Annotated in this window: 32 protein-coding genes; 10 read left to right on the top strand and 22 right to left on the bottom strand. The window is 66.6% G+C overall.

From position 1 onward, the window contains the following. Window positions 1-109: 109 nt before the first annotated feature. Window positions 110-664, bottom strand: a complete 555-nt coding sequence (locus IPK75_05335; GenBank protein MBK8197774.1) for a hypothetical protein — start codon at window positions 662-664, stop codon at window positions 110-112. A gap of 481 nt (window positions 665-1,145) precedes the next feature. Between IPK75_05335 and IPK75_05330 the strand changes: the two genes are divergently transcribed. Then, window positions 1,146-1,523, top strand: coding sequence for a hypothetical protein (locus IPK75_05330; GenBank protein ID MBK8197773.1), 378 nt, complete (start codon window positions 1,146-1,148; stop codon window positions 1,521-1,523). A gap of 177 nt (window positions 1,524-1,700) precedes the next feature. Next, window positions 1,701-1,967 (top strand): hypothetical protein, encoded by a 267-nt coding sequence (locus tag IPK75_05325; GenBank protein ID MBK8197772.1) that lies wholly within the window; start codon window positions 1,701-1,703, stop codon window positions 1,965-1,967. A 40-nt stretch (window positions 1,968-2,007) separates the two neighbouring features. On the opposite strand, the gene purH is transcribed toward IPK75_05325, so the two are convergent. The 4 genes from purH to IPK75_05305 form a co-directional block, all read right to left on the bottom strand. Next, window positions 2,008-3,594 carry a bifunctional phosphoribosylaminoimidazolecarboxamide formyltransferase/IMP cyclohydrolase gene (gene purH, locus IPK75_05320; protein MBK8197771.1) on the bottom strand — a complete coding sequence of 529 codons (1,587 nt, stop codon included), beginning with the start codon at window positions 3,592-3,594 and terminating at the stop codon, window positions 2,008-2,010. A gap of 132 nt (window positions 3,595-3,726) precedes the next feature. Continuing rightward, window positions 3,727-5,448: a heparinase II/III family protein gene (locus IPK75_05315; protein MBK8197770.1), complete on the bottom strand. Its 1,722-nt coding sequence runs from the start codon at window positions 5,446-5,448 to the stop codon at window positions 3,727-3,729. Window positions 5,449-5,475: 27 nt separating this feature from the next. Then, window positions 5,476-6,144 carry a ribulose-phosphate 3-epimerase gene (locus tag IPK75_05310; protein MBK8197769.1) on the bottom strand — a complete coding sequence of 223 codons (669 nt, stop codon included), beginning with the start codon at window positions 6,142-6,144 and terminating at the stop codon, window positions 5,476-5,478. Window positions 6,145-6,208: 64 nt separating this feature from the next. Beyond that, entirely contained in the window at window positions 6,209-7,117 is a 909-nt protein-coding gene (locus IPK75_05305; protein MBK8197768.1) for an AraC family transcriptional regulator, read from the bottom strand. A 101-nt stretch (window positions 7,118-7,218) separates the two neighbouring features. Here IPK75_05305 and IPK75_05300 point away from each other — a divergent pair, with 101 nt between their 5' ends. Further along, complete coding sequence (locus IPK75_05300; GenBank protein ID MBK8197767.1) at window positions 7,219-7,962, top strand: SDR family oxidoreductase; 744 nt, start codon at window positions 7,219-7,221, stop codon at window positions 7,960-7,962. Between the two features lie 72 nt (window positions 7,963-8,034). Here IPK75_05300 and IPK75_05295 read toward each other — a convergent pair whose 3' ends face one another. The 3 genes from IPK75_05295 to htpX form a co-directional block, all read right to left on the bottom strand. Beyond that, a complete protein-coding gene (locus IPK75_05295; protein ID MBK8197766.1) occupies window positions 8,035-8,523 on the bottom strand; it encodes a hypothetical protein in 489 nt (162 codons plus the stop codon). Between the two features lie 99 nt (window positions 8,524-8,622). Further along, complete coding sequence (locus tag IPK75_05290; protein ID MBK8197765.1) at window positions 8,623-9,903, bottom strand: methyltransferase domain-containing protein; 1,281 nt, start codon at window positions 9,901-9,903, stop codon at window positions 8,623-8,625. 19 nt (window positions 9,904-9,922) lie between these two features. Then, window positions 9,923-10,837 carry a zinc metalloprotease HtpX gene (gene htpX / locus IPK75_05285; GenBank protein MBK8197764.1) on the bottom strand — a complete coding sequence of 305 codons (915 nt, stop codon included), beginning with the start codon at window positions 10,835-10,837 and terminating at the stop codon, window positions 9,923-9,925. Window positions 10,838-10,939: 102 nt separating this feature from the next. Here htpX and IPK75_05280 point away from each other — a divergent pair, with 102 nt between their 5' ends. Next, window positions 10,940-11,146, top strand: a complete 207-nt coding sequence (locus IPK75_05280; protein MBK8197763.1) for a DUF1674 domain-containing protein — start codon at window positions 10,940-10,942, stop codon at window positions 11,144-11,146. A 62-nt stretch (window positions 11,147-11,208) separates the two neighbouring features. Here the strand turns inward: IPK75_05280 and IPK75_05275 are convergent, their stop codons facing one another. Next, entirely contained in the window at window positions 11,209-12,039 is an 831-nt protein-coding gene (locus IPK75_05275) for an alpha/beta hydrolase (protein MBK8197762.1), read from the bottom strand. A 237-nt stretch (window positions 12,040-12,276) separates the two neighbouring features. On the opposite strand from IPK75_05275, the gene IPK75_05270 reads away from it, so the two are divergent. Next, window positions 12,277-12,747: a MarR family transcriptional regulator gene (locus IPK75_05270; GenBank protein MBK8197761.1), complete on the top strand. Its 471-nt coding sequence runs from the start codon at window positions 12,277-12,279 to the stop codon at window positions 12,745-12,747. A 13-nt stretch (window positions 12,748-12,760) separates the two neighbouring features. Here the strand turns inward: IPK75_05270 and IPK75_05265 are convergent, their stop codons facing one another. From IPK75_05265 to IPK75_05255, 3 genes are all read right to left on the bottom strand, one after another. Further along, entirely contained in the window at window positions 12,761-13,783 is a 1,023-nt protein-coding gene (locus tag IPK75_05265; GenBank protein MBK8197760.1) for an aldehyde reductase, read from the bottom strand. A 106-nt stretch (window positions 13,784-13,889) separates the two neighbouring features. Continuing rightward, window positions 13,890-15,242 carry an MFS transporter gene (locus IPK75_05260; protein ID MBK8197759.1) on the bottom strand — a complete coding sequence of 451 codons (1,353 nt, stop codon included), beginning with the start codon at window positions 15,240-15,242 and terminating at the stop codon, window positions 13,890-13,892. Beyond that, window positions 15,239-15,784, bottom strand: coding sequence for a hypothetical protein (locus tag IPK75_05255; protein ID MBK8197758.1), 546 nt, complete (start codon window positions 15,782-15,784; stop codon window positions 15,239-15,241). The genes IPK75_05260 and IPK75_05255 overlap by 4 nt, the downstream gene beginning before the upstream one ends. A gap of 113 nt (window positions 15,785-15,897) precedes the next feature. Here IPK75_05255 and IPK75_05250 point away from each other — a divergent pair, with 113 nt between their 5' ends. Beyond that, window positions 15,898-16,803 (top strand): LysR family transcriptional regulator, encoded by a 906-nt coding sequence (locus IPK75_05250; GenBank protein MBK8197757.1) that lies wholly within the window; start codon window positions 15,898-15,900, stop codon window positions 16,801-16,803. Window positions 16,804-16,806: 3 nt separating this feature from the next. On the opposite strand, the gene IPK75_05245 is transcribed toward IPK75_05250, so the two are convergent. Next, window positions 16,807-17,766: a DMT family transporter gene (locus tag IPK75_05245; GenBank protein MBK8197756.1), complete on the bottom strand. Its 960-nt coding sequence runs from the start codon at window positions 17,764-17,766 to the stop codon at window positions 16,807-16,809. Between IPK75_05245 and IPK75_05240 the strand changes: the two genes are divergently transcribed. Continuing rightward, complete coding sequence (locus IPK75_05240; GenBank protein ID MBK8197755.1) at window positions 17,765-18,049, top strand: hypothetical protein; 285 nt, start codon at window positions 17,765-17,767, stop codon at window positions 18,047-18,049. The two genes, IPK75_05245 and IPK75_05240, sit on opposite strands and share 2 nt — an antisense overlap. Here IPK75_05240 and IPK75_05235 read toward each other — a convergent pair. The 8 genes from IPK75_05235 to rpmJ all read right to left on the bottom strand — a co-directional run bounded on the left by IPK75_05235 (window position 18,040) and on the right by rpmJ (window position 23,064). Next, on the bottom strand, window positions 18,040-18,924 hold the full coding sequence (locus IPK75_05235; protein ID MBK8197754.1) for an SDR family oxidoreductase: 885 nt from the start codon (window positions 18,922-18,924) through the stop codon (window positions 18,040-18,042). The two genes, IPK75_05240 and IPK75_05235, sit on opposite strands and share 10 nt — an antisense overlap. A gap of 97 nt (window positions 18,925-19,021) precedes the next feature. Continuing rightward, window positions 19,022-19,903: an SDR family NAD(P)-dependent oxidoreductase gene (locus tag IPK75_05230; protein MBK8197753.1), complete on the bottom strand. Its 882-nt coding sequence runs from the start codon at window positions 19,901-19,903 to the stop codon at window positions 19,022-19,024. A gap of 26 nt (window positions 19,904-19,929) precedes the next feature. Then, the gene (locus IPK75_05225) at window positions 19,930-20,415 is read right to left on the bottom strand and encodes a hypothetical protein (GenBank protein MBK8197752.1); all 486 of its coding nucleotides are present in this window, start codon (window positions 20,413-20,415) and stop codon (window positions 19,930-19,932) included. Between the two features lie 38 nt (window positions 20,416-20,453). Beyond that, entirely contained in the window at window positions 20,454-20,720 is a 267-nt protein-coding gene (locus IPK75_05220; GenBank protein MBK8197751.1) for a DUF2312 domain-containing protein, read from the bottom strand. Window positions 20,721-20,761: 41 nt separating this feature from the next. After that, a complete protein-coding gene (locus IPK75_05215; GenBank protein ID MBK8197750.1) occupies window positions 20,762-21,706 on the bottom strand; it encodes an alpha/beta hydrolase in 945 nt (314 codons plus the stop codon). A 5-nt stretch (window positions 21,707-21,711) separates the two neighbouring features. After that, window positions 21,712-22,245 (bottom strand): tetratricopeptide repeat protein, encoded by a 534-nt coding sequence (locus IPK75_05210; protein MBK8197749.1) that lies wholly within the window; start codon window positions 22,243-22,245, stop codon window positions 21,712-21,714. 53 nt (window positions 22,246-22,298) lie between these two features. Continuing rightward, on the bottom strand, window positions 22,299-22,907 hold the full coding sequence (locus IPK75_05205) for an HAD family phosphatase (protein ID MBK8197748.1): 609 nt from the start codon (window positions 22,905-22,907) through the stop codon (window positions 22,299-22,301). A gap of 31 nt (window positions 22,908-22,938) precedes the next feature. Continuing rightward, window positions 22,939-23,064 carry a 50S ribosomal protein L36 gene (rpmJ, locus tag IPK75_05200; GenBank protein MBK8197747.1) on the bottom strand — a complete coding sequence of 42 codons (126 nt, stop codon included), beginning with the start codon at window positions 23,062-23,064 and terminating at the stop codon, window positions 22,939-22,941. 144 nt (window positions 23,065-23,208) lie between these two features. Here rpmJ and IPK75_05195 point away from each other — a divergent pair, with 144 nt between their 5' ends. Beyond that, on the top strand, window positions 23,209-24,516 hold the full coding sequence (locus IPK75_05195) for a lytic murein transglycosylase (GenBank protein ID MBK8197746.1): 1,308 nt from the start codon (window positions 23,209-23,211) through the stop codon (window positions 24,514-24,516). A gap of 6 nt (window positions 24,517-24,522) precedes the next feature. On the opposite strand, the gene IPK75_05190 is transcribed toward IPK75_05195, so the two are convergent. Beyond that, on the bottom strand, window positions 24,523-25,797 hold the full coding sequence (locus IPK75_05190) for an MFS transporter (GenBank protein ID MBK8197745.1): 1,275 nt from the start codon (window positions 25,795-25,797) through the stop codon (window positions 24,523-24,525). Between the two features lie 97 nt (window positions 25,798-25,894). Here IPK75_05190 and IPK75_05185 point away from each other — a divergent pair, with 97 nt between their 5' ends. After that, window positions 25,895-26,365 (top strand): hypothetical protein, encoded by a 471-nt coding sequence (locus tag IPK75_05185; protein MBK8197744.1) that lies wholly within the window; start codon window positions 25,895-25,897, stop codon window positions 26,363-26,365. A 3-nt stretch (window positions 26,366-26,368) separates the two neighbouring features. Continuing rightward, window positions 26,369-26,776, top strand: coding sequence for a MotA/TolQ/ExbB proton channel family protein (locus IPK75_05180; protein MBK8197743.1), 408 nt, complete (start codon window positions 26,369-26,371; stop codon window positions 26,774-26,776). Window positions 26,777-26,782: the final 6 nt, after the last annotated feature.

The following is a 26,782-nucleotide window of genomic DNA, read 5'->3' as shown; positions in this document are numbered from 1 at the left end:
CTCGGGATGAGGGCCGTAGGACGCGCCGGGCTGCTGCAGCACGGCGTGGCCCATCCTTCGACTTCGCTCAGGATGAGCGCGGGCCCGTGTTGCGGATCGGACGCGAAAGCTAGGACGTGTCCGGGGCGGTGAGGCGGGCTTCGAGGTGGGTGACGAAGGCGAGGACCGGTGGCGGCAGGCGCGCCGCAAAGTGAGGGCCGAAGGCCGGGCGCCTGAGGCGTGCGGCGGAGGCGGCCCAGCGGCGCGCGAGGCGCCTTGCGATGCGGCGGCGGGCGCGCCAGGCGGCGGCGAGGTTTGACATGCGCGAAAGGAAAAGCGCGTGGGCGAAGTCTGCCGGATCGGGCCGGGCGTGCGGACTGGCTTCGCGCTTCGGGCGCGGCGGCGGCTCTTCGTGCAGGCGGAAGTGGTAGCGGCGGGACGCCGGCGGGCCGGTCTCGGCGCGCGGCAGGTCCGTCCGTTCACGGAGGGGCGCCAGCACTTCCTCGCGGGCGAGCAGATGGATCAGGCGGCGCAGGCTCGCGGCGAAGGCGGCGAGGCCGCCGAGGGCGAGGCGCCGCACGGCGGCCTCATGCCAGCGCGCGGCCTCGCGCAGCGCATAGCCTTTCACGGCCATGAACAGCTGGGCAGCAGCCTCGCAGAGGACAGGAAGGGACGGCGCACTCATCAGCCGCAGAGGATAACCCCGCCAGATGTCCCGCCGGATTCGGATGTGTGCAGAAAGTCTGCCGGCGGCGCCGTCCCGGCCCCGGGCCGCAGGACACGGGTGGCCGGGGCGCGGCGGCAGACGTTGTTTTTTCTGGGCTTTCCGGGCCTCAGGTCTTCGCTTTCAGCGAAACCGGGATGATGACGAATTTTCTTTGGAGTGAGACGGAGGGTGCGGATTTCATTGCGTTCGCGCGTTTCTATGCAACGAGAAGTGCGTTCGCCGCGTCATTCTGGAAAGCAATCGAACTCGTGCTTTGACGAAGCCTCTCGCATTTTTAATGATCCCGATGCGGAATGTCTAAAATCGCGCTATCAGGGAGTAACCCTGATAGCGCGATTCGAAGCGTCTTTCAACTGGTTGATTATAATGGAAAATTCGGTCGATGCGACGCTAGTCGAAAGCGTTTGCATCGCAAAGTCCGTATACATATCTTCTTGGCATGACCCGAGCCGATACGAACCTCTCAAAGATCGACCAACGCTTACGCGAGATCAATCGCAAAATTGAAGCGCTTAAGCAGGAGCAAGCAGAGCTGCGTACAATGCGGGGTGATCTTCATATTACCTTGGCTGCTGCAGGCGACATCGGTCCCGGCACGAAGAACATCAAGAAGCTGCAAACACTCGGGAGAGTTCGATCCGTGCTCTCTGAAGTAAAGCACCCAATGTCCACGACAGGACTTATGTCGATGCTTAAGCAGGCTTCGCCAACCAACTTTCAAGCGGTGACCATTCGCAGTCACCTTAGGCGTCTCAGATTGGAGGGCGAACTCCAGTTCGACGATGAGCAGAAGGTTTGGCTGCCTCCAGAGGAGTAGGATGCAAAAAGAATAAGGCGGGCCGAAACCCGCCTCATCCCCTTCAAGCCCACGTTGCCAGGGCTTGAAACTTGAGAGACCGAAGGTGCCCCAAGCGTTGCAACTTCAGGCTAGCGTTCGGTGTCTCGTTGTTCAAGGCAACAGAGCAAAGAAAGGTGGTCTATGACTGCTTACATTGTGACCTACGACCTGAAGCAGGCAGGTCAGAACTACGCCTGTATTTCGAAGAAGCTCGAAGCTTATCAGGCTCACTGGCATATGCAGGGATCAGTCTGGATTATCCAGACCTCCAAGAGCGCCGCACAGATTCGCGACGAACTGAAGGCATGCCTCGATCAGAACGATACGCTCTTCGTTGCGCGCCTTGAGGGCGAGTCAGCTTGGCACGGCTTCTCGGATAAAGCCGGCGTTTGGCTCAAGTCGAAGCTTGAATCCAAAGTATGACCAACCGGAGCAGCCCGGCCTCGGTTGGGCTGCTTCTACCTCAGTGCCTAAAGTGCCGCATCCCGGTGAACACCATCGCCAATCCGGCCTCGTCCGCCGCCGCGATAACTTCGTCGTCGCGGATGGAGCCGCCGGGTTGGATGATGGCGGTGGCGCCGGCGCTGGCGGCTTGCAGGAGACCGTCCGCGAACGGAAAGAAAGCGTCTGAGGCGGCGACGCAGCCCGCCGTGCGGGGCGTCGCCCAGCCAGCGGTTTCCTGCGCGTCTTCGGCCTTGCGGGCGGCGATGCGGGCCGAGTCGATGCGGCTCATCTGGCCGGCGCCGATGCCGGCGGTGACGCCGTCTTTCGCATAGACAATCGTGTTCGACTTGACGTGCTTGGCGACGCGCCAGGCGAAGAGCAGGTCTTCGAGTTCGCGGGCGGTCGGCGCGCGTTTGGTCACGACTTTCAGGTCTGCTTCGGTGATGCGGCCCGCGTCGCGGTCCTGCAGGAGGAAGCCGCCGGCGACGGTCTTGGCGAAGAGGCCCGCAGCGGCGGGATCGGGCAGGCCTTCGGTGATCAGCAGGCGGAGGTTTTTCTTCTTCGCGAAGACGGCCTCGGCGGCGGCGTCGGCGCCGGGGGCGATGACGACTTCGGTGAAGATTTCGGTGATGACTTTGGCTGTCTGTTCATCGAGCGGGCGGTTCAGCGCGACGATACCGCCAAAGGCGGAGGTGGGGTCGCAGGCCAGCGCGCTCTGGTAGGCGTCGATGATGTTGGCGCCGAGGGCGACGCCGCAGGGGTTGGCGTGCTTGATGATGGCGACGGCGGGGACGGCATTGCCGAGTTCGCCGATCAGCTCATAGGCGGCGTCGGTGTCGTTGATGTTGTTGTAGGAGAGTTCCTTGCCCTGCAGCTGGCGCGCGGTGGCGACGCCGGGGCGCTTCTCGCCGGTGACGTAGAAGGCGGCCTTCTGGTGGGGGTTCTCGCCGTAGCGCAGGGATTGCTGGAGGCGCCCGCCAAGGGCTGCCCAGTCGGGCGCGCTCTCGCCGTTCTGGCGGGCGTACCACTGGGAGATGGCGGCGTCGTAGGCGGCGGTGCGCGCATAGGTCTTGGCGGCGAGACGGCGCAGGGTCGTGTGGGAGACTTCGCCGTCGCGGTCCAGTTCGGCGAGGACGGCCTCGACATCGGAGGTGTCGGTGCAGACGGCGACGAAGGCGTAGTTCTTGGCGGCGGCGCGCAGCATGGCGGGGCCGCCGATGTCGATGTTCTCGATGCAGGTCTCGAAGTCGGCGCCGGAGGCAACGGTGGCCTCGAAGGGGTAGAGGTTGACGTAGATCAGGTCGATCGGGGCGATGCCGTGGGTGCGCGCGTCGGCGACGTGCTGGTCGTTGTCGCGCAGGAAGAGAAGGCCGCCGTGGACCATCGGGTGGAGCGTCTTGACGCGGCCGTCCATCATTTCGGGAAAGCCGGTGAGTTCGGCGACGTCCATGACGGGGAGGCCGGCATCCTTGAGGGCCTTGGAGGTGCCGCCGGTGGAGATGAGGTCGGCGCCGTGGGAGCGCAGGCGTTCGGCCTGGTCGATGAGGCCGGTCTTGTCCGACACGGAGATCAGGGCGCGGCGGATTTTGAGGGGGGCGCCGGACATGGGGAGTCTCCGTGGTTGGCTTCGCGCGGGGCGTATCACGGAAGGCGCGGGGGTCAAGCGGCGCGGATGCCGCGCATTATTCGTGGTCGCGGCGTCTTTCCGAAAACCGGTGCCCACTTTTCGGGCCGCCGCTCACGATTCGCGGACGAAGGCCCAGCGGATGGCGTTGGGGGGCTGGGAGCCGTCGCCGTTGGGGTCTGCGAAGCCGGCGAGGACGATCTGCTCGGGCTGCTCGACGATGCCGCGGGCGAGGTAGACGGTCTTCTCGAGGCGGGCACCCTCGTGGCTGGTGCGGAAGCGCCAGACGGCGCCGCTGTCGCAGAACAGGCGGATGGCGTCCTTGCCCATGTGGGCGGTGACGGTGGGGTGGAGGTGGAAGCGGATCTCGAAGGGGATGTGCTTCTTGTCGTCGTTGGGCGCCTGGGCGACGGGGCGGACGAGGGAGTCCTCGCCGGTCAGGCGGTCGCCCTCGCCGGAGATGAAGATGCGGCGGCGGTGGAGGAGGCCGTAGGCGGCCTTGTAGCCGGCGTGCTGGGCGTCGAGCCAGATCTCGGCGGCTTCCTCGAGGCGCTTGGCGGCGATGCCTTCCGGGCCGATCAGGGCGCGCAGGCGTGTCTCATCATTGACGATGAAGGCGCCGGAATCGCGCCCGCCGAGGATGAGGGTGGAGTGCGCCGAGGTGCGCCGGACGGCGGCTTGCCAGTCGACGTTGACCTCGGCGGAGTAGCCGCAGGAGGTGACGATGCGGGCGGGGCCGTCGGAGAGTTCGAAGCTGAGGGCGCCGGCGCGGGCATGGTCGCCGAACGGGCGGGGCGGGGCCTCGCCGCAGTCGAGCACGAGGCGCAGGCCGCCCTTCTCGACTTTCTGGAAGCCGGACTTCGGCGCGAACATGAACTTGCGGGGCGGGGCGGGCAGGCGGGCGAGGGCGGCCTCGATCACTTCGGGGCGGGACTCGTCGCCGTCATGGAAGGTGTTGAGGGCGCCGTCGCCGGCCTGGAAGAACGCGAGCATGGCGCCCATGCGCGGGATCCACTTGTCCATCCAGTCCGGTACCGGACGCCCGGCGCGGGTGAGGGCGCCCGCGAGCGTCTGCAGGTGGAGGAGGGAGGAGAGGAGGTGGCTGGGGCTGCGGGTGACGTGGCCGCCATCGGGCAGGATCTGCGCGGTGGTCTCGGATTCGAGACGCTCCAGCGCGTCGCCGAGGCCGGAGCCGCCGCGCAGGCAGAGCGCGTTGGCGACGAGGACGACGGCGCCGAGCCAGCGCGACTTGGGGTCGTGCACGGCGCCCATGGTCTCGTGGATGTAGCGCAGCTGGCGCGACAGGGAATCGATGCGGGCGGTGCGGGCTTCGTCGCTGCCGGCTTCGAGCAGGCCGGGGCCGCAGCGCAGCCAGTTCCAGCAGCGGCTGGCGGTCGGCTCGAGGCGCCAGGCAAAGCCGTGGAACTTGCCGAACCTGGCGACCCAGTCATCGGTCAGCGCGATCGCGCGGGCGAGGCCGGCCTCGCCCTGGCCGAGCAGGTCCGGCGCCCAGGCGAAACGGTGGACGCGGTCGGCGAAATGCCGCGACGGCATGTCGGTGGCCCAGGGCGCCTGGCCGGGCTGCAGCACGAGGCGCTGCTGGCCGATGCGCCAGATGTCCTGCATCAGCGCTTCGCCGCGGCGGTCGTCCGGCGGGGCGAGGTTTTCAAGGTGCAGGCTGAACTTGTCGGGGCCGTGGCCGGTGAGCTTCAGTTTCTGGAGCGCGGAGACTTTCGCATCCTCACCGGCGACGCCGCGGAAGCGACGCCAAAGCGCGGCGTCGTCACCGCTCGTCCGTGTGCGGTCTGCCTGGAAGTCTTCGCCGATATCTGACAAGTCCTTGCCGTCCAACTTGTGCGCCGCTCAGACCCGGACCTTGGGGCGCAGGGCGCGGATGTTCTCCGCATAGGCGGACGGGCCGCCCTGGAAGACGGCGGAGCCCGCGACGATTGCCGTGACGCCGGCCGAGATGGCCTTCGGCGCGGTTTCGGCGTTCAGGCCGCCGTCGATCTCGAGGATGATGTCGCGTCCGGTCTGGTCGATCATGCGGCGCAGCTGTTCGGTTTTCTTCAGCTGGCTGGTGATGAAGCTCTGGCCGCCAAAGCCGGGGTTGACCGACATCACGAGCACGAGGTCGATGTCGTCGATCACCGGCTCGATCACGCTGGCGGGCGTGCCGGGGTTGAGGGCAACGCCCGGGCGCATGCCGGCGGCGCGGATGGCCTGCAGCGTGCGGTGCAGGTGCGGGCCGGCTTCGGGATGCACGGTGAGGATGTCGGCGCCGGCCTTGGCGAAAGCGGCGATGAAGGGATCCACCGGCGCAATCATCAGGTGCACGTCGAACGGCTTCTTCGTGTGCGGGCGCAGCTTCTCGATGACGGGCGGTCCGAAGGTCAGGTTCGGCACGAAATGGCCGTCCATCACATCGACGTGGATCATGTCAGCACCCGCCGCATCAATCGCGCGGATTTCCTCGCCCAGCTTGGCAAAATCGGCAGACAGGATGGAGGGAGAAATGAGGACCGGAGACATAGCCAATCCCTAGAGGGAAACGGGGTGATTGTGAAACGTGAAATTCCCGCCGGAGACGGTTTTGTCACGCCGCCGGGGCAGGCGAACGGGCGAAGCGGCCGGGCGGCTGGCCGACATGCCGGCTGAATGCGGTGCTGAAAGTACTGGCCGAACCATATCCGACGCGCCGGGCTACTTCGTCGAGCGACAGGGCGCCGCGCCGCAGCAGATCCTTTGCCAGGGCCATCCGCCAGGCAAGCAGGTATTCCATCGGCCGCAGACCTACCGCACGGGAAAAGCGATCGAAAAAGGCGGAGCGGGAGAGTCCGGCGGTGCGGCACAGTTCCTCCGCCGTCCAGGACCGCTCCGGCGCGCCATGAATCTGGCGCAGGGCGCCGGCCACGCGGGCGTCCGCGAGGCCGCGCAGAAGTCCTGGCGGCGCGCTGGCAACATCGGCGGCGCGCAGCGCTTCCACCAGCAGCACTTCGACGAGCCGGGTAAGGACAAGTTCGCGCCCGGCCCGCGTGGCGGCTGCTTCCTCGCCGAACAGGCTGACTAGCGCCGTGAGCCTTGCGTCGCCGTGGATATGGATGACTGACGGCAGCAGGGAGACCAGCAGCGCGGCGTCAGGCGAGCCGAACATGAAATAGCCGCCCTGCATACGCACGTCCGGCGGGCCGTCCTGCCGGCCATGGCGGACTTCTTCGCCGGGCGAGGGCGACAGGTTCGGGTCGAGCCGTTTTGGCATGGCAGGCTCGAGCCCCGACATCGTGAAGGCGGGTGTGGCCGGCAGCAGCACGAAATCCCCCGCGTTGAGCAGGATCGGGGCAGCGTCCGCGACCGCGAGGCGGCACTGGCCTTCCAGCACCGCACAGAAGCCCGGATGGCCGAAATCCGAATAGCGCACAGCCCAGCGACCGGCGCCGCTGATGCCCTTCGAGAACATCGCCTGGGGCTTGAGGAGTTCGATAACCTGGGTCAGGGGATCGGCCATTCCGGACTCTTGCAAACAAAAACTGGATCATTGATTGATGATCGTCCAGTCTGGCGCCGGTATCTTCGTCTTGTCAACCACAAGGACAGAAGGAACCCGACATGCAAACCATACTGATCACAGGCTGCTCGTCCGGCTACGGACTCCAGACGGCGCGCCATTTCCTGGCGAAGGGCTGGACCGTCGTCGCCACGATGCGCACGCCGCGCGAGGGCCTGTTGCCGCCATCGGAGCGGCTGCGCCTGTTGCCGCTGGACGTGACCCGCGCAGACAGCATCCACGCCGCGCTCGATGCGGCCGGGCCGGTTGACGCGCTGGTGAACAATGCGGGCATCGGCGTGGTCGGCGCGTTCGAGGCAACGCCGATGGCGCATGTCCGCAAGGTGTTCGAGACCAACACGTTCGGCGTGATGGCGATGACGCAGGCGGTGATCCCGCAGATGCGGGCTCGGCGCGCGGGCGTGATCGTGAATGTCACCTCGAGCGTGACGCTGGCGCCGATGCCTCTGGCGGCGGCCTATACGGCGAGCAAGCAGGCGATTGCCGGCTTCACCGGATCGCTGGCGCATGAACTGGCCTATTTCGGTGTGCGCGCCCGCCTCGTCGCACCGGGCTATGCGCCGACGACGCAGTTTGCTCAGAATACGGAGGTTCGGGTGGAAGATCTCATCCCCGAGGCCTATGCCGGATTTGCGCGCCCGGTCTTCGAAGGCTTTGCCCGTCCCGCCATGATGACGACCGAGGCCGATGTGGCCGAAACGGTCTGGCGGGCGGTGAATGACACTTCGGAGCAGATACTCTTCCCGGCCGGGGCGGACGCCGAGGCGCTTGCACGCGGGACCTGAACCCGGCTCCAAAGCAAACAGCCGGCTACACAAGGCAGCCGGCTGTCCGTTTGTCTGGCTTTCGCCCGGCGTTTACCGGGGGATCAGCTTCCAGCCGTCGGCGCCTGCGATGGCGCTGACCGGGGTGCCCGGCTGGATGTAGAGGTCGGCGCCCTGCACGATCTCTTTCACTTCGCCATTGTCGAAGCGAACGATGTAGGCGTAGCCGCGCTGGGTGCCGATGGCCTTGCCGGCTGCGTTGCCGGCGATGCCGCCGACCACCGCGCCGCCGATGGCGCCGGCGGTCTGGGCCTTGTCGCCGCCGCCGAGTTCGGAGCCTGCGAGGCCGCCGAGGACGGCGCCGGTCGCGGTGCCGATGATCGAGCGGTCAGGCTTGATGATCACTTCCCGGGCCGAGGTGACGACGCCGGTGTAAACGGTGGAGGCCTGGCCGACCGAGCGCGAGCTGGTGGTGCCGGTGCCGTACGAGTTTGCACAGCCGGCAAGGGTCAGGGTGAGGGCAGCCAGCGCGCCTGCAATCGCTTTACGCGTGGCCGATTGAGCAGAAAGCTGCATCATCATGTCGAGTTCTTCCTTTCGCATTGCATACCTGCGATGGGCTCATATAGCGATTTGGCGGCTGAATAGGACATGAATTTCCGGAGAGAAATCCATTCAGCTTCAATCCCCGAGCCCCGGAAGGCCCAGCCGGGCGACATAAAAGGCGTCACAATCGCGTGACTCCGACGGCAGGGTGAGGACATCGCCGTCGCCGGTGATGCAGTCCTCGAAGCCGGGGCATTCTGCGGCCGAGACAGGCCGGCGGACCAGTTGTCCGCTGGTTAGCGCGGCATTGACCACATCGCGGCCTTCAGCGGCGAGCGGGCTGCAGACGCAGTAGACCAGCGTGCCGCCGGGGGCGAGGCGGCCGGCGGCTGCGGCGAGGAGGCGCGCCTGGACGGCCGGGAAGCGGGCAACGTCGGCGCCGGTCTTGATCCAGGCCCCTTCGGGGTGGCGGCGAAGGGTGCCGAGCGCCGAACAGGGCGCATCGAGCAGGATCCGGTCGAACCGCGCACCGGACTCCCAGGTCTCGCCATCGGCGGTGACGACCTCGGCGGTGAAGCCGGTGCGGGTGAGGTTTTCGCGCAGTCGTTCAAGCCGGGGCGCGGACCGGTCGAGCGCGGTGACGTGGGCGCCGGTGGCGGCGAGCTGCAACGTCTTGCCGCCCGGGGCGGCGCAAAGGTCGAGCACCCGGTCGCCGGGGCTGGTGCGGAGGAGTTTGGCGGGCAGCGCGGCGGCCTGGTCCTGCACCCACCATGTTCCCTCGGCATAGCCCGGCAGGTCTTCGACTGAGCCGGTGGGCACTTCGACCGAGCCCGAGGCGAGCAGCGTGCCGCCCGTGGCGGCGGCGACCGCTTGCGGTGTGTGCGCCGCGGTCAGATGCAGCGGCGGCTCGGCGCGCTGGGCGGCGGCGAGGGCGCGCGCACCGTCCGTGCCCAGACTTTCGCGCATGGCCTTGGCGAGCCAGTCTGGCCAAAGCGCTTCCGGCGCATGGGTGGTGGCGGGCGAGGCAGTTTCCGACACGCGGCGCAGGGCGGCATTGAGGAAGCTGCCGCCGGAGCGCGAGCCGCGCGACAGCCGGGCGGCATCGACCGTGGCATTGACGGCGGCGTGCGGAGCGACGTCCATGAACCAGACCTGCGCGGCGCCGGCGCGGATCAGCGCCCGGATCTCGATGCCGGTGGCGGCGAGGGGGCGTGACAGGAAAGGCTGCACGGCCGCGTCGATCCAGCCGAGATGGCGCAGGGCCGAGGAGGCGATGGCGCGGGCAAAGCCGCGGTCCGAGCCTTCCAGCCCGTTGAAGCTTTCCGACAGCGACATCGCCTCGTCGAGCGTGCGGCGCTTGTCGATCGTCAGGTGCAGGAGTTCGGCGGCTGCGAACCGGGAGTCGGCGCCGCTCATCGGATGGAGGCAGTCAGGTTCAACCCCATGGACCAGTGGCGCGGCGCGGGGCCGGGCTGTCTTCACGCATCGAAGCGACGCCCATTTCGCTGGCCATGCGGCGCAGCGCTTCGACCCGGTTGGCGGTCGACGGGTGGGTCGAGAAGAAATTGTCGACGCCGCGGCCGTTCAGCGGGTTCGAGATGTACATGTGCGCCATGGCGGGCGTACGCTCCGCATACGGATTGAGTTGGGCGCGGGCGCCGCGCTCGATCTTTTCCAGCGCCGAGGCGAGCCAGAGCGGGTTGCCGCAGATTTCGGCGCCGCGCGCATCGGCTTCGTATTCGCGCGAGCGGCTGATGGCCATCTGCACGAGGCCGGCGGCGAGCGGCGCGAGGATCATGATCGCGAGCCCTGCGATGGGGTTGGAGCGGCCTTCGGAATCGCGCGGACCGAAGAACAGCGCGAAGTTTGCGAGCATGCCGATCGCGCCGGCGAGGGTGGCGGTGACGGTCATGGTCAGCGTGTCGCGGTGCTGCACGTGGGCGAGCTCGTGCGCCATGACGCCGGCGACTTCCTCGCGGGTCAGCGCGCTGAGGAGGCCGGTGGTGGCGCAGACGGCGGCGTTGTGCGGATCGCGGCCGGTGGCGAAGGCGTTCGGCTGGGGCGTGTCGATGACGTAGATTTTCGGCTCCGGCAGGCCGGCGCGGTCTGCCAGGCGCGCGACATCCTGGCGGAAGGCGCGCAGCATCGGGTTCTTCGTGTCTTCCGGAACAGCCTGCGCGCCCTGCATGCGCAGCACGACCTTGTCGGAATTCCACCAGGCGAACACGTTCATGCAGGCCGCCACGGCGAAGGCGATGGCCATGCCGGCAGCGCCGCCGATCAGGTAGCCGATACCGACGAACAGGGCGGTCAGCGCGGCCAGAAGGACGAAGGTCTTGGCAGTGCCCATGGGGCGGAGAACTCCATTCGGTTGCGGTCTTTTGCCTGCCGGGCGGGCATTGCCGCCGGCGCAGATTATATGGGAAACAATAAACAGAACGGGAAGAGCGTGATGGCCGATAACGAGCCTGTGATCTCAGCGCAAGAAGAGATGCGCCGCGCGGCGCTGCCCGAGGCAGCAAGGCGGGCGCTGGAAGAGGCGGACGCGCGCAAGAAGGCGGAGGCCGCGCTGCCGGACGGCGAGCAGGGCGGGCCGAAAGGCATCGAGCCCACGCGCTATGGCGACTGGGAACGCAAGGGAATTGCGTACGATTTCTGAGGAGCAGAGAAAGATCCGGACCGCCCTTTGAGCGGCCCGGATCAGGTACGATCTGGCAGGACCTAGTTCTGGATGAACGTCAGAAGGTCGGCGTTGATCAGGTCGGGGTGTGTGGCGAAGAGGCCGTGCGAAAGGCCTTCATAGACTTTCAGCGAACCATTCGGCAGCAGGGCGGCAGCGCGGCGAGCGGTCTCGTCGACCGGCACGATCTGGTCGTCGCCGCCATGCATCACGAGAACCGGTACCGAGATGGCCTTCAGGTCTTCGGTGAAGTCCGTCTCTGCGAACGCCGTGATCGTGTCGAGCTGCGCCTTGGCGCTGCCCTGCATGCCCTGGCGCCACCAGTTCTGGATCATGCCTTCGCTGACATTCGCGCCTTCGCGGTTGAAGCCGTAGAAGGGGCCCGAGGGGATTTCGCGGTAGAACTCGGCGCGGTTTTTCGCGAGGGCGACCTTGAAGCCTTCGAAGACTTCCAGCGGCACGCCGGTCGGGTTGCTCTCCGTCTGGCCAAGGATCGGTGTGATAGCGCCGATCAGCACGGCTTTCGACACACGGCCCGGCTCGGCGCCGGCCACATACCGGGCGACAACGCCGCCGCCGGTCGAGTGGCCGATATGCACGGCGTTCTTCAGGTCGAGCGCGGCGACGAGGTCAGCCGTGTCGGAGGCGAAGGTGTCCATGTCATGGCCGATGTCGGTCTGGGTCGAGCGGCCCTGGCCGCGGCGGTCGAAGGCAACAACGCGGTAGCCTTCCGAGAGGAAGAACAGCATCTGCGCGTCCCAGTCATCAGCGGTCAGTGGCCAACCGTGGTGGAACACGATGGGCTGGGCGTCTTTCGGGCCCCAGTCCTTGTAGAAGAGCTGGGTGCCGTCTTTGGTGGTGATGGTGGACATCTGAATTTCTCCTTGAGCGGTGGTTTTGAGGGCTGGGTTGGTGGGCGAAAGCTGGCAGGCCGCGATGGCCGAGAGGGCAACGGCGGAGAGCAGGGTCTTCATCATGGGCGGCTCCTTTTGTTTATTGCGATATTCATTATCGCGATAAACGTCAGATAGGCGATTGCGATTTTCTCGTCAATCGTTATTTTTATCGCGATAACGATTTTTTGTTGCCCTGCCCTAAAGGACCTACCGATGCCCAGACCCGACCCCGCCCCGGTGCCGCCGCCGCCGCTCGAGGCGCATATCTGCCGGACAATCTACGCGACCAACCTTGCCATCCAGCGGGTCCACAAGGTCGTCCTCGACGAGCTCGGCATCACCTACCTGCAATACCTCGTGTTCAATCTACTCTGGGACCGGGACAATCAGTCGGTCAGCGAACTGTCCGGCCAGCTGGAGCTGGAACCCAGCACGCTGACCCCGCTGCTGAAGCGGCTGGAGACGGCGGGCTATCTCAGCCGCGTGCGCAATCCGCAGGACGAGCGGCAGGTCCTGATCGGGCTGACGGACAAGGGCCGCGATCTGAGAAACATTGCAGGCTGCGTGGGCACAAACCTGGCGGAGCGCTCAGGGATGACCGGAGAGGAGCTGCAGGCGCTGAATGCAGCCATCCGCGTGCTGCATGACAGGCTGGTCAACTTCGGTTCCGGCAAAGGCGCGTAAAGGCGCCGGGCAATCAGACCACCTTGTGCGCGATCAGACTCTGAGCGCCGGCGATGATGGCTTCTTCGGCGGTGTGCGGTTTCCAGCCGAGGACGCGTTTGGCTTTTTCGCTGGTGGTGTGACGCTCGCGGCCGAGTTCTGGAATCAGCTGCTTGGCAGGCGGGTTGACCATGGCGATCAGCTTCACGGCCCAGTCGGGAAGTTCGCGGGTCGGCACTTTCGAGGCATAGGCCGGGAAGTTGTCGCGCAGGACTTTCGCGACGTCCGAGAACCACATGAACTTGTCGCCGGCGAGGAAACGCTCGCCGGCTGCGCCGGGGTGGGTCATGGCGAGGACATGGGCCGAGGCGACATCGCGCACATCGACGACGACGAAGCCGGTTTTCGGCGTGCCGGGCAGGCGGCCGGACATCAGCTGGGTGAGGATTTCGACCGAGGCGGAGAAGTCTCCGCTCATGACGGGACCCAGCACGGCGACGGGATTGATGACCGAGAGTTCGAGACCCTTGCCCTCGCCGTTGACGTAATCCCAGGCGGCGCGTTCGGCGACGGTCTTTGAGCGGATGTAGGGCGAAACTTCCGGCAGGTCGTTGAGCTGCGTCCAGTGCTCCTCGGTCACCGGGTTGGGCCGCTTGTCGCCCCAGCCATAGGCGCAGGCCGCCATCGAGGAGGTCATCACGACACGCTTGACGCCGGCGGCCTTCGCCGCCTCCAGCACGCGCAGGGCGCCGTCGCGGGCGGGGATGACCAGCTCGTCGGAGTGTTTGGGCACAGTTGTCGGGAAGGGCGAGGCGACGTGGTGGACATAGTCCATGCCCGCGCAGGCTTCGGCCCAGCCGGCGTCCGCAGACAGGTCAGCGGCGCGGATCGGGATGCGGATTTCCTTTCCGGCATAGGCACTGAGCGTCTTGTTGAGGGCGTTGGCCTTGGACGCGGACCGGGCGGTTCCGGCGACTTCATGCCCCGCTTCAACGAGCTGGTGAATGACATGTCCGGCGATGAAGCCGGTCGCGCCGGTAACGAGAACTTTGGCCATTCAACCCTCCCTGAGTTCTGTGAATACTAAACGATCTGTTCTGTGTTCACAAGGGGGCTTGCGCGTCGCCGAGGCTGGATCCTTTTGCGCTTGTTTGACCTGATTGTCAGGCACGCTCGTCCGGCAAGCGGCGGACTGCTGGCTGGCCGAAATAGCTGAGCAGCGCCGCCGCCCCGGTAAAAACGGCGCCGATGGCAAACGACGTGCGATGGGCGACGGGGGCTGTCAGCGCCGCGAACAACAGGCCGGCGAGAATTGCGCCGCCTGTCTGGCCGGTGACGCGCGCCAAGCCCTGCAGCGCGCCGGCGGCGCCGCTCCGGGAGAGAGGCGCCGAGAGGAACATGCTGCGGTTGTTGGCGACCTGGAACACGCCGAACCCTGCACCGCACAGGCCGATTGACAGGACGAGGGGCAACGGGCCGCCGCTGAACGGCGACACCCAAAGCCCCAAAAGTCCCGCGGAGAGAAGCGATCCGCCTACTGAGCAAGCAAGCCGGGTGGGCGCGGCCGAAATCCAGCGGCGCGCCGCCGTCGTCATCAAGGCAACGCTCAGCGGCCAGATCGTGAGCAGGCTGGCAGCAACAGGCGCCGGCAGGCCGAAACCGGATTGAAGGTGAAATGGCAGGGCGATCAGGGCGATGCTTTGCCCCGTGAAGCACGCCGCCGAAGCCATGACCGAGACACGGAAAGGCTGGCCCGCCAGCAGGTCAACCGGCAGGAGCGGTCTTGCGCTCGACCGGTCACGCAGGATGAGCACTGCCAGCGCGGCGGCGCCTGCAGTCAGCAAAGCTGGCCAGAGCAGGCTGGCGCTGCGGATGCTGGCGGCGCCGGCGATCAGACATCCGAACGCGGCCGCATTCAGGCCGAGCCCGGGCAGGTCGATGCGACCCGGCTGACTGTGTGAGGCGGGCAGGGAGCGCGCGCATGCGAGCGCCGTCGCCGCCGCTGGCAGGGTTGCAAGGTAGATCCAGTGCCATGACGCCGCCGACATCAGCATCCCGCCGAATGCGGGCGCAGCGGCGGCGGCCAGTGCGACGGTAAGTGCGTTCCAGCTGATCGCCTCACCGAGGCGCGACTCGGCGACCGCGAACCGGATCAGCGCTATGCCCAGCGCGAGGACGGCCGCGCTGCCCACGCCCTGCGCGAAGCGGGCCGCAACGAGAACCGGAAACGAGCTGGCCATCGCAGAAACGAGCGAGGACATGACAAACAGGGCGAGCCCGCAGGTAAACAGGCGGCGATAACCGAACCGCTCGGCGAGCGCGGCGGCCGGAAGGAGCGACATCACCACGGCGGCCTGATAGGCAGAGACGACCAGGATGGACCGTGCGGGCGTGATCTCGAAATGGGCCGCCATCGATGGCAGGGCCACGATGGTCATGCCTGCGTCCAGTACGACTGTGGCCATCGCTGCCAGCACGGCGAGCACGCCGGCGCGGGGATTGTTGAAGCGGGTCATGGTTCGCCGACCGTCCACACGCCGCCGCGCCGGACATAGCGCGTGAGACGGCCGAACTGCTTGTCCTCGGCGCGCAGGTCGCGTTCGCTGAAGCGCAACAGGGTGGCCGTCGGCGAGAGGCACTCGGTCTGGTGGATATCTCCCGGCAGGTAGACCTGAACCTCGCCGGCCCGAACACGCGCCGCATCGCGCTTGACCAGCCGCACGCCGCCGGACGGCGATATGATGCGGGCGAAGGTCGTCATCTCGACCTCCCCGTCCTGGACCCCGTAGATGACCCAGCTGAGGCCATGATCATGGGGTGTACGGATGGTGCCGGCGCGCTCGACATGGGCTTGCAGGACGAACCCGTGGGCAGGATCGCGGTACAGTTCACGGCTTTCGGGCTGGTCGGCCCTGAGGCTGGCGAGCCAGGGCTCGGCGGGCTCTGCGGCCAGCAATCGGTCAAGCTGGGTCCGGGTTACCTGAACGAGATCGCTCGAAAGCTCCCCCCAGGCTGCGCGGACGGCGGTGGTAAACGTATCAAGAGCAGAATTGGCCACGACATTTCCTTTCATCAGGCTGTGACGCCAAAGATAGCGGGGCAGCCTGACATGGCGGAAGACGCACGGTTTGCAGGGTATCACTGCATGAAACGCCATGTTATGTCCGGGCCATGGCGCTTCCTGATCTGAACCTGCTTGTGACGCTGGATGTTCTCTTGTCGGAGGGCAGCGTGGCAGGGGCAGCCAAGCGGCTGGGTCTGAGCGGATCGGCCATGAGCCGGGCGCTTGCCCGCCTGCGCGTCGCCACGGGGGATCCCTTGCTGGTGAGGGCAGGACGCGGCCTTGTGCCGACGCCGCGCGCGCTGGCCCTGCGGGAAGAAGTACACGATCTGGTGCTCGCGGCAGAAGGCGTCCTGAGTCCCGGCGATGCGCTCGACCTGGCGGCGCTCGACCGGGTGTTCACGCTGCGCACCAGCGACGGCTTTGTCGAAAGCTTCGGTGCTGGCTTGGTGGCGAGGGTGGCCCGCGAGGCTCCCTATGTCCGGCTCAACTTCGTGCAAAAGACCGACAAGGACAGCGCGCCGCTCAGGGAAGGGCGGGTCGACCTCGAGACCGGAGTTGTCGATGCCGCACTTGGGCCCGAGCTGCGCAGCCTCGCCCTGTTCCGCGACCGCCTGATCGGAGTCGTGCGGTCAGGCCATCCGCTGGCGGCTGGTGGCGTCACCGCCCAGCAGTATCGCGCAGGGGCGCATGTGATCGTCTCGCGCAGCGGCGAGGCGCGCGAAGCAACCGATCTGCCGTTCGCACCTGAAAGCGCTCAGCGTCGGGTGGCGACAATCGTCGGCGGCTTTTCTGCGGCGCTTGCACTCGCCCGACATACTGACCTGATCGCGACCGTGCCGAACCGGCATACGGAAGCGCTGCGAGGCGACATGCATGCTTTCGCACTGCCGGTGGCGTCGCGTCCGTTCGTGGTGTCGATGCTGTGGCACCCGCGTATGGATTCCGATCCCGCGCATCGTTGGCTGCGCACGTGCGTGCGCGAGGTGACGGCGCGGCCGTCCGGAAAGCCCTGAAGATCAGATCTTCGGGGGTTGGGGCGGTTTGAGGCGGTTTAGGACGTGCTCGCGCCAGGTGATGTAGAGCGTCGAGAAGACAATGATGCCGGCGCCGGCCCAGACGAAGACGCCCGGCAGCGCGCGGATCATGATCCAGTCCGCGGTCGCGCCCATCGGCAGGCGCAGGTAGTCCATCGGGGAGAGGAACGACGCGTCGCCAACCGACATGCCCTTGATGAAGCAGAATTGCGCCACGACGCCGAAGAACGCCATCGCGGCGATCTGCATCCACTCGGCGCTGCTGGGCACGGCCCAGACGGCGAGCGCGGCGGGGAAGATGAAGATCGAGGACAGGAAGTTTGCCCAGATCAGCAGGGCGAGGGGCTGGTGCACGCCGGTCAGAGACTTCACCAGCACGATGGTGAAGGCGAAGCAGAGCGACGAGAGGATGGCGAACACGCTGCCGACGTTGAAGTGCGCGCCGCCCTCCTGGCCGAGGATCGCGGGCAGTGCGGTCATTACCAGCACGCCGATGAAACCTACGATGACGGCCGTGGAGCGATGGACGCCGACTTTCTCGTGCAGCAGGAACATCGCCAGAAGGGTGACGAACAGGGGCCGCGTGAAGCTGAGGGCGTTGAACTCGGCGAGCGGCAGGCCGAATTTCGGCCAGATGGCGATCAGTCCGAACACGAAGCCGGCCGAGCCGATCAGGCTGCGGCTGAGGAGCGCGCCGAACCGGGCCGTGTGGATGCGCACCTTCAGGAAATGGATCAGCGGGGCGGCAAACAGGAAGGCGAGGAAGCTGCGCCAGAACGCGAGGAAGACCGGGTGGATGTCGCCGGTGATGTCCTTGGCGAGCGCGAGGTGGAGTGTGTAGCCGACGCCGGAGGCGATCATCCAGAGCGCGCCCTGAAGATTGCCGGAGAGGCCGGGCCGACTTATGGAGGAGGAGTCCTGGGGGGACGGGTCACTGCGCATGCCGAAATTTTCACCCGAAGACATTGACGAGATCGACCGGCTCTGGCGCGGCCTGCCGGCCGATCACATGTGGTCGGGCTGGGCGGCGGCCGGCGAGCGGCCGGATACAGTGTTCATCTTCCGTGTGCTGACACATTGGCGGCGGTTTCCCCTGACCCGGACCGAAACAGGCTACGCCCTGAGCGACGATCGCGGCAACCTGTTTCGGGAGGCGGCCACGCTGGAGGAGCTGCTGCGCGCGGTCGAAGCGGTGCCCCGCCGCGCGGAGACCGCTCAGGACTGAGCGGCGGCCTGCTGGGCGAGGCGCATCTGCTCGGCCTGCTCCGGGGTGATGCCAAGCGATTCCAGCACCGGGCTGGCGGCGGTCTCGTCCCAGCTGTGGCGCGGGCCGACGGTCATGCCGCCATCGACGAGGAATTCGCCGCCGGTGATGAAGCCGGCGGCGTCGGACGCGAGGAAGGCGGCCATTTCAGCAATGTCATTGCCGCGGCCGACGCGTCCGGCGGGCTGCATCTTGCCGCCGGCCTGGGCCAGCATTTCGGCCATCTGGTCGGCGACTTCGCGCGGCAGGCCGAGCGAGGCACCGAAGATGGAGGTGGCGATGAAGCCGGGCAGGATCGAGTTGACGCGGATCTTGTATTTCGCGAGTTCGGCTGCGGCGAGTTTCGAGAAGTGGGCAACGCCCTTCTTGGCGACGGAGTAGGTGATCGGCGCATAGCCCGCGCACACGGCGCTGATGGAGGAGGTGTTGATGATCGCGCCGCCTTTTTCCTTCATGTGCGGAATGGCGAACTTGGTGCCCGCGAAGACCTGTTTCAGCAGGAGGTTCATCGTGTGGTCGAAGCCGTCGAGGTCAAGCTCCTCGACCGAGGTGGGCGTGCCGCCATGACCGGCATTGTTCCAGACGATGTCGAGGGAGCCGAAGGCCTTTGGCGCTTCGTCCATGATCGCCTTCAGCTGGTCCATGTTGGTGACGTCGCAATGCACGAAGCGGACCTTGTCCTTGCCGAAGCGGGTCTCGAGCGCCTTTCCCTTTTCGTCCTGGATGTCGCCCGCGATGACTTTCGCGCCGGCGGCGACGAAGACCTCCACGCCGGCGAGCCCTATGCCGCTTGCTGCGCCGGTGATGACGGCTACCTTGCCTTTGAGATCTGCCATGTGTTCCTCCCGTTTTGCGGCGACATGCGCCGCCCTTCCGCGAGGGGCGTCAAGGGCAAAGGTGACGGCGGCGTCAGGATATCGGCCGCCAGGCGGATCAGCGCCGCTGCAGGCCGAAGCGCGAAATGAAGATCTTGTCGAGCAAGCGCTTTGGCAGGTGCGTGGGGATGATGAAGTTGGTCAGCTTCTGCGGCACCGGTGCGTAGCGGGCGCGGGGCCTCGTATCCGACAGCGCAGCCTCGATGACACGCGCGATGCGCCCCGGCTCAAGGCCCGTGCGGCCGCCGTTCAGCATCACTTCCTGGAAGGTCTGCAGCGGTTCGGCCCAGTCGCTGGCATCATACGGACCGCTGGAATTGTCCTTCTCGGCCTTGTCCCAGATGGGTGTCCTCACGGAGCCGGGGCCAATCGCGATGGCGTCGACACCGTAGATGTTGAGTTCGCGGCGCAGCGTGTCGGTCATCGCCTCGTTGGCGTGCTTGGTGGCGGTGTAGGCACCGAGGAAGGGCGCGGCGATGCGGCCACCGACCGAGGTGATGGTGACGATGCGGCCCGGCGCGCCTTCGCGGGCAGCGTCCGAGCCCAGCAGCGGGAGCGCGGCCTGCGTCATGCGGAGCATGCCGAACACGTTGACTGCGAAATGCGCTTCGAAATCCTTCAGTGGCTGGAGGCCGAGCGGTCCCATCTTGGCGATGCCGGCATTGTTGACGAGGCCGGTCAGGCGCCGGTTGCCGAGCGCGGCGGCGACGGCGGCAATCGCCGCGTCGACCTGCTCTTGCTTTGTCACATCAAGGATCAGCGGGCGCAGGTCGCCCTTGGCCTGTCCGGCGAGCGCGGCGCCGTCATCTGCGGAACGCACGCCGGCGAACACAGTCCATCCCTTGGCGGCGAGATGGGTGGCGGCGGCGCGGCCGATGCCGGTGGACGCACCAGTGATGATGACGGAGCGGGCGAGAGCAGGCGCGGATGTGGGGGTCATGCCCCTCTATACGCACGAATGCCCGATCAGTTTTCAGTTTTCTTTCCGCCGCCCTCGATGACGGTCAGGCGCGGCTTGGCCTTGCGCAGGGCGGTGACGTTGCCGGCGCCGGCGAGGCCGGCGGCGGGCACAAGCGCGGGGCGGGTCTTTGCGGGCGGGGGAGGAGGGGGAGGCTCGGATGCCGCCGTGTCTTCCTCACGGGGCGCGGGCGGGCGATGTTTCTGGCCCATGGGCCGGCGTGCCTTGAGGCCCTTCGGTTCCTTGCCGCGCGCCTTCTTGTCGATCTGCTTGAGCTTCAGTTGCTGGAGGCCGGACAGCGCTTCGCCCTCCGCGCCTTTCATGGGGTCTGCGAAGGCAGAGCCGTACTTCTCGATGCGGGCCTCGACCTCTTCAAGAAAGGCCGTTTCCCAGTCAGTGAGCGGCGGGCCAAGGCCCTGGGCGGCAAGATCGGCGGCCCGGCGCAGCTTCCGCAGCGCGGCGCGCTTCTTGCGCTCGTCGACCTCTCTCGGCATGGCCTCAACCTAAGTCGATTTGCCCGGGCTCTGCAATCTCAGGCCTCGCCGAGGGCGATCAGGTAGGTCTCGAGGATCATTTCCTGTTCCTCGCGTTCGGCGCGCTCGATCTTCCGCAGGCGGATCACCTGGCGCAGGGCCTTGGTGTCAAAGCCGATGGCTTTCGCCTCGCCGTAGACTTCCTTGATCTGCTCGGCGACTTCTTTCTTCTCCTCTTCCAGACGCTCGATCTTGGCGACGGTCTGGCGGAGTTTTTCCCGGGTGGTCTCGTCGATCTTGGTGATCTCGACTGTGTCGTCAGCCATGGTGCGTCCTTTCCGGGGTGTCTCTAGCGAAGCGGAGGCTCTTAGCGGGTCTCGGGCACGAGCGCCAGACGGCGTATCGCGTAGGCGACCGCCGCGCCTTCGCCGTGATGCGGCATGTGACCTTCGTCGGGCAGGATGACCAGGTCGACGGCGACCTGCTTCTTCAGTTCGCCGACGTGTAGCTTCGGCGAGATGACGGTGTCCTGGCTGCCGGAGAAGACGACGATCGGCATCTCGAGTTCGGGATAGCGGGCCGACTGAGCTCCGAGTTCGCTGCGCAGGCCGGTCATGTCGCGGGCATTGGACTGGAAGTTCGGCGGGCGGAACAGGAGGCCGATGGCGGAATTTTCGTAATAGCCATCGGGGGCGGGCGCAGGGTCGAAGACGCTGCTGATGCCGGCGCGCACCTGCGTGGGGCCGACCAGGGGCAGCAGCTGGCTGAAGACGTCGCCCAGAACCGGCGGCGCAGCGAGCCGGTTGTACCAGGCAGTGCCACCGGAGCCCCAGTCATGCGTCACCGGGGCGAGCAGAACGAGACCGGATACGAGGTCCGGACGGTCGAGCGCGAGCCGCAAGGCAACCGCGCCGCCGAAGGAATGGCCGACGACGACGGCCTTCTCGCCGGGTGCGAGCGCGTCCAGCACGCCGGCCATCTGGCGGGCCTGTGCGCCGAGCTCGTCGGCGCCCTCGAAGCGCTCGGAATAGCCGTGCCCCGGCCGGTCGGCCATCAGCACGCGCATGTCGCCGGCCAGGCGCGGCGCGAGCGTCCAGCTGAATTCGCGCGCATTGGCGCTGGCCCCGTGGATCATCAGCACGACCGGTCCGGTCGAGCCCTGCCGGAGGACATGCACCCCGTGGCCGTCGACCGGGACGACCGTGCCGGTGGCTGGATAGTCGCGCTCGATCTGCGAAGTATAGCGGATGCTGGTGACGCAGGCGCCCAGTCCGAGCGCCGAGACTGCGGCGGCGGTCACGACCGTGATCATGCGTTTCAAAGCTCCTGGCCTTCTGCCTTTTTGGCGAGGCGGCTGGCGGCCGAGCGTGCCTGCGGCAGCAGCGGATAGATGGCGAGCGCCTCGCGGTAGCTCTCGAGTGCTTCCTTCTCGCCGCCGAGCGCCTCGAGCATCACGCCCATGCCCAGCCAGGCGCCGAAATGGCGTGGCTCGAGTTTCAGCGCTTCGTTGAGGTCGCGAAAGGCTTCGGGATAGTTTTCGGCGTCAAGGAAAAGGCCCGCGCGGCGATGGTAGGCTTCCGGATAGTCCGGCTTCAGCAGGATCACACGGTCGAGCAGTTCATGCGCGGTCTCGGTATCCCCGCTTTCCAGGGCGATCCCGACGCGCTCCATCAGCAGGTCGACAGTCGGCGAGCCGGATTCGAGCCAGGTTGCCCAGATGTCTGCGGCGACGTCGGCGGCCTCGGCCTCCTCGGTTGCGGCTTTCAGGCGGGCGAACATGTCGTCGGTCGGCGCTGCGTGCGCAGCGGGGGTGAGCCAGACCAGGGCAGCAACGAGGGCGTGCTTGAGCATGACAGGCAATATGGAACGATGGGCCGTGCGCGGCAATGCGGCCTAGGCGGTTGTCAGAGCAGGCCGTCGACGATCAGGGCGCGTTCCAGCCCGGCGGCGCCGCGGAAGAGGTGGGTGCGGAAGCCCAGCGCGTCGGCTGTGGCGACATTCTTCGGCGAGTCGTCGATGAACAGCACTTCGTCGGGGGAGGGGCCGCCCATCTTGGCGAGCGTGTAGTGGAAGATCTTCGGATCCGGTTTCACCAGCTTGATCTCGCCCGACACGATGGTCTGGCGAAAGCGGCTGAGGACCGGGAACGCGTCGCGGGTCATCGGCCAGGCCTCGGCCGGCATGTTGGAGAGGGCGTAGAGAGGGCGTTCACGCCCGGCGAGACCTTCGATGAGGCGCTCGACGCCCGCGATGCAGCCGTCAAACATCTCCATCCAGCGCCCGCTCCAGGCGCGGATCTGGTTTTCATATTGTGGGTATTGGGCGATCAGAGGCGCCGCATTTTCGGCAAACGAGGTGCCGGCATCATGGCGCATGTGCCAGTCCATCGTGCAGACGGACGTCAGGAACCGCTCACGCTCGGCGGCATCACTGAAAATCTGGCTGTAAAGGCGCGCCGGCGACCAGTCGAGCACGACGCCGCCAAGATCAAAGAGGGCGATGCGAGCTGCCATTCTGGCGCCTCATTGCCCGTTCATCAAAGGCTCAGCCTTGCTTTGCTTTGAAGCGCGGGTCAGTCTTGTTGATGACGTACACCCGGCCTTTACGGCGAACGATCTTGCAGTCGCGGTGGCGCGACTTCAGCGATTTGAGGGACGAACGGACTTTCATGGGCCTGGCCTGGTACGGTTAGGAATTGGGAAAGCGGAGCGCGTAATGAATCCGATTGGCCGAGTCAAGGACGAGGGCTGTAATGTTCAGCCCCTAAAAGGAGCGACCGACATGGTTATTGCAGGATTAGCCCGCTCCCGCTGGATGCTGACGGCGGCGGTCTGCGGCCTTCTGGCCTCCTGCGCCAATGGACCGCCGAGCGTTCCTTCGCCAAAACCCGGTATCGAGCAGCCGCCAGCGCCCGAAACGGGGCCGATCCGGTACACGTCGTCCGGCCATGCCGGGATGGACGCCTGGCGCGACGACTTCTCGAACCGGGCCATGGCCGCCGGACACAACCGGGCGCTCGTGAAATCCCTGTTAGAAAACATCCGCCCGATGACGCTCTGGCTGGGCGCCGAGGTGCAAACCGCCACCGCGCCGAGCGCGCAGGCCGAATTTGCCAAGCCGATCTGGGACTATCTGAAGGTTCCGATGGGGGCGACCCGCATTTCGACCGGCCAGGCCAAGCTGAATGCCCTGAGCCCGACGCTTGCTGCCATCGAGGCGCGCTACGGCGTCGATCGTCAGGCATTGCTCGCCATCTGGGGCATGGAGACGAGCTATGGCGGGTTCATCGGCACGGACGATGCGCCGAACGCTCTGGCCAACATGGCGGTCGAAGGCCGCCGGCAGAAATTCGCCGAAGATGAGCTCTACGCCCTGATGACGATCGTTGAGAAGGGGTATGCGCGCCGCGACCAGCTGGGTTCCGGCTGGGCCGGGGCGATGGGCCAGACCCAGTTCATGCCCTCGACCTATATTGCCCATGCCGAAGACTTTGATGGCGACGGCAAGAAGGACGTCTGGAAGAGCGAAGCCGATGCGCTGGCCTCGGCCGCCAACTACCTCGCCCATTCCGGCTATGTGAAGGGCCAGCCCTGGGGGCTTGAGGTACGCTTGCCGGACGGGTTTGATTACAGCCTTGCCGATGGCAGCGAACGGCGCATGGAGACCTGGATGGCGGCCGGCCTGACGCCGATCATCGGCGGCAATTTCGAAACCGGCGGGGCTGAGTTCGCAGAACTCTGGGTGCCGTCGGGCCATCTCGGGCCGAAATACCTGCTGTTCAAGAACTTCAACGTCTACAAGACCTACAACCGCGCGGACTCTTACGCTTTCGCGGTCGGCCTTTCGGGCGATGCGATCATGGGCAAGCGCGGTCCGCTGACGCCCTGGCCGACGCAGCTGGTGCCGCTGACGGTGTCGGAAATCCGTACGATGCAGGCTGCCCTGAATGATCGCGGCTTCGATGTCGGCACGGTCGACGGCATTGCAGGGCGTCGCACGAAGCTTGCCGTGCAGGCCTTCCAGAAGACGCAAGGCCTGGTGGCGGACGGCTATCCGACGAAGCAGGTGCTGGAGCTGCTGACATCGCCGGATCCGGTGACGTCCGTGACGGGCGGGAACTGACGCGGGCTAGTCGTCGCCCTCGCGGATCTCGCCGATGCCGTCCTTCATGGCGAAGCGCGAGTAGAAGAACATCGCCACCAGCATGCCCGCGCACAGGATGAAGGGCAGGTGGCGGTCGACATATTCGTACACGAACAATCCGAACAGCGGCGTCACGATATAGCCCATGCCGTTGGCCGAGATGACGAGGCCGGCGACGTTGCCTTGCAGCTGCGGGGGAACGGCGAGCGAGGCGCCGCTTGAAAAACCTGGCCGGGCAAGACCCTGGCCGAGGCCGATCATGAACTGCGACAGGATCAGCGTCGCGTAGTTCTCTGCAAAGATCATCATCACCGCGCCCGCCAGAAGCGGCAGGCAGCCGAACCACATCAGCGTCTTGTTCTTCAGGCGCAGGCGCGGGATCAGCACAAGTTGGGCAAGCAGCACGGCCACGGCGCCGACCGTGAAGGCGGGGCCTGTATAGGCAGCCGCCTCGCGGCCAGACACATTCATCTTGTCCATGACGGCGAAGACGAACACCTGGGTCAGCACGCCGGTGACCAGTGACAGCGCGACGGCATAAATGAGGAAGGGCAGCACTCGCTCGGCGCGCCAGAGGTCCTTGCCGGCGGCTTCCGCTTCGATGCGGACGGCATCGGCGACCGGGGCGCGTGTTTCCGGCAGGCCGAACCAGATGACCGCCGACATGATGCCCGCGAGCACCGCCGTGAACAGGGCAGGCGACAGGATGCCGAACGAGGCGGCCAGCGCCGCAGCAAAGGCCGGGCCGATGACCGTGCCAACGCTGAAGCCCGACGAAAGGAACGCGATCTCGCCCTGGCGTTCTGCCTTACTGGTCCGGTCAGCGACATAGGCCTGCGCAGCCGGGTTCGCGGCCGAGCCGATGAGGCCGAAGAGCGAGCGCGCGAGTGCGAGGCAGACGAAGACGAGGTAGATGTTGGTCATGATGCCAGCGAGGGCCAGCGTACCTGTCAGCCAGAGCAGGAACATCGAAAGGGCGTAGCCGCCGAGCCCGGCTGCCGCGACGCGGCGGCGGCCCCAGAGGTTTGATCGCTTGCCCCAGAAGGGCGAGGTGATCGACCAGAGCAGGGCGGACAGCGAGAACACTGCGCCTGCCATCCAGTCCGGCATCGCCATTTCGCGCGTCAGCTGCGGCAGCACGGCGGCAAGCAGCATCGTGTTGCCGGCGCCAATCGCCATCAACGCAAAGAACAGGAGGATGAAGGCGCTTCGCCGGTCGGGTCTTGGTCGATCGGGAAGTCGTTCGGTCTCGCCAGCCATTCCAGCGTCTTCCCGCCAGCCGCAGCAAATGTCCAGACGCCACGTTGGGGCAGCGATGAAACGCCGCCTTAAGAAGCCTGGGGCAGGGTGGAGAGACGTGACGGTATGGAGAGCGCGCCCCGTGTTGCAGATGGCCGGCCTTGTGATTGTTCTGCTGCTGGTCGGCGGCGGACTCGTCGTCACCGGCGGCCCGGCGACGATGGAGGCGCTGCCGTTCGAACTGGCGCTGATCGGCGGCGCGGCCTTTGGCACTGTCCTGATCGGAAATTCGCCAGACGTGGCGCGTGAAGCCTTCAGCGGGTTTGGCCGCGCCTTTCGCGGCGCGCGCTGGCAGAAGGGCGATTATGCCGACCTGTTCACGCTGCTGGGCGGGCTCATGCGCAAGGCGAAGCGCGGCGGCTTCGTGGCCATCGAGGCCGACATCGAGAAGCCGGGCGAGTCCGAGCTGTTCGCGGCGGCGCCGAAGATCCTGGAAGATGATGCGGCCCGGACGCTGATCTGCGATGTGTTCCGCTTGATGGGCCTCGACCTTGTCGATCCGGCGCGGGCGGATGTCCGCATGGCGTAGGCGATCGACGCGCAGTTCGAGCGGCGCCTGAAGGCGGTCGGTGCGCTGAACACGCTCGCGGATGCGCTGCCGGCGCTCGGGATCGTGGCAGCCGTGCTCGGCATCATCCGCACAATGGGCGCCATCGACCAGGAGCCGGCCATTCTCGGCGCGATGATTGGCGCGGCGCTGCTCGGCACCTTCCTCGGCGTGTTCCTCGCCTATGGGCTCGTGGGTCCGATCGCGGCCCGGTATGCGCAGATCGTGGAAGAGGAGGCAGGCTTCCTCGAAGCGATCCGCGGCGTGATCAGCGGCTTCGGCGAAGGCATGGCCCCGACGCTCGCCATCGAGCTCGCCCGCACGGCGGTGCCGCCCCGCCTGCAGCCGGACCCGGCGCCGGCCTCGCCCGTGAAGCTGCACCGCGCAGCCTGAGCGGCG

The organism is Acidobacteriota bacterium (genome assembly GCA_016712445.1).
Taxonomy (GTDB): domain Bacteria; phylum Pseudomonadota; class Alphaproteobacteria; order Caulobacterales; family Hyphomonadaceae; genus Hyphomonas.
This window is presented reverse-complemented; position numbering and strand designations above follow the sequence as displayed.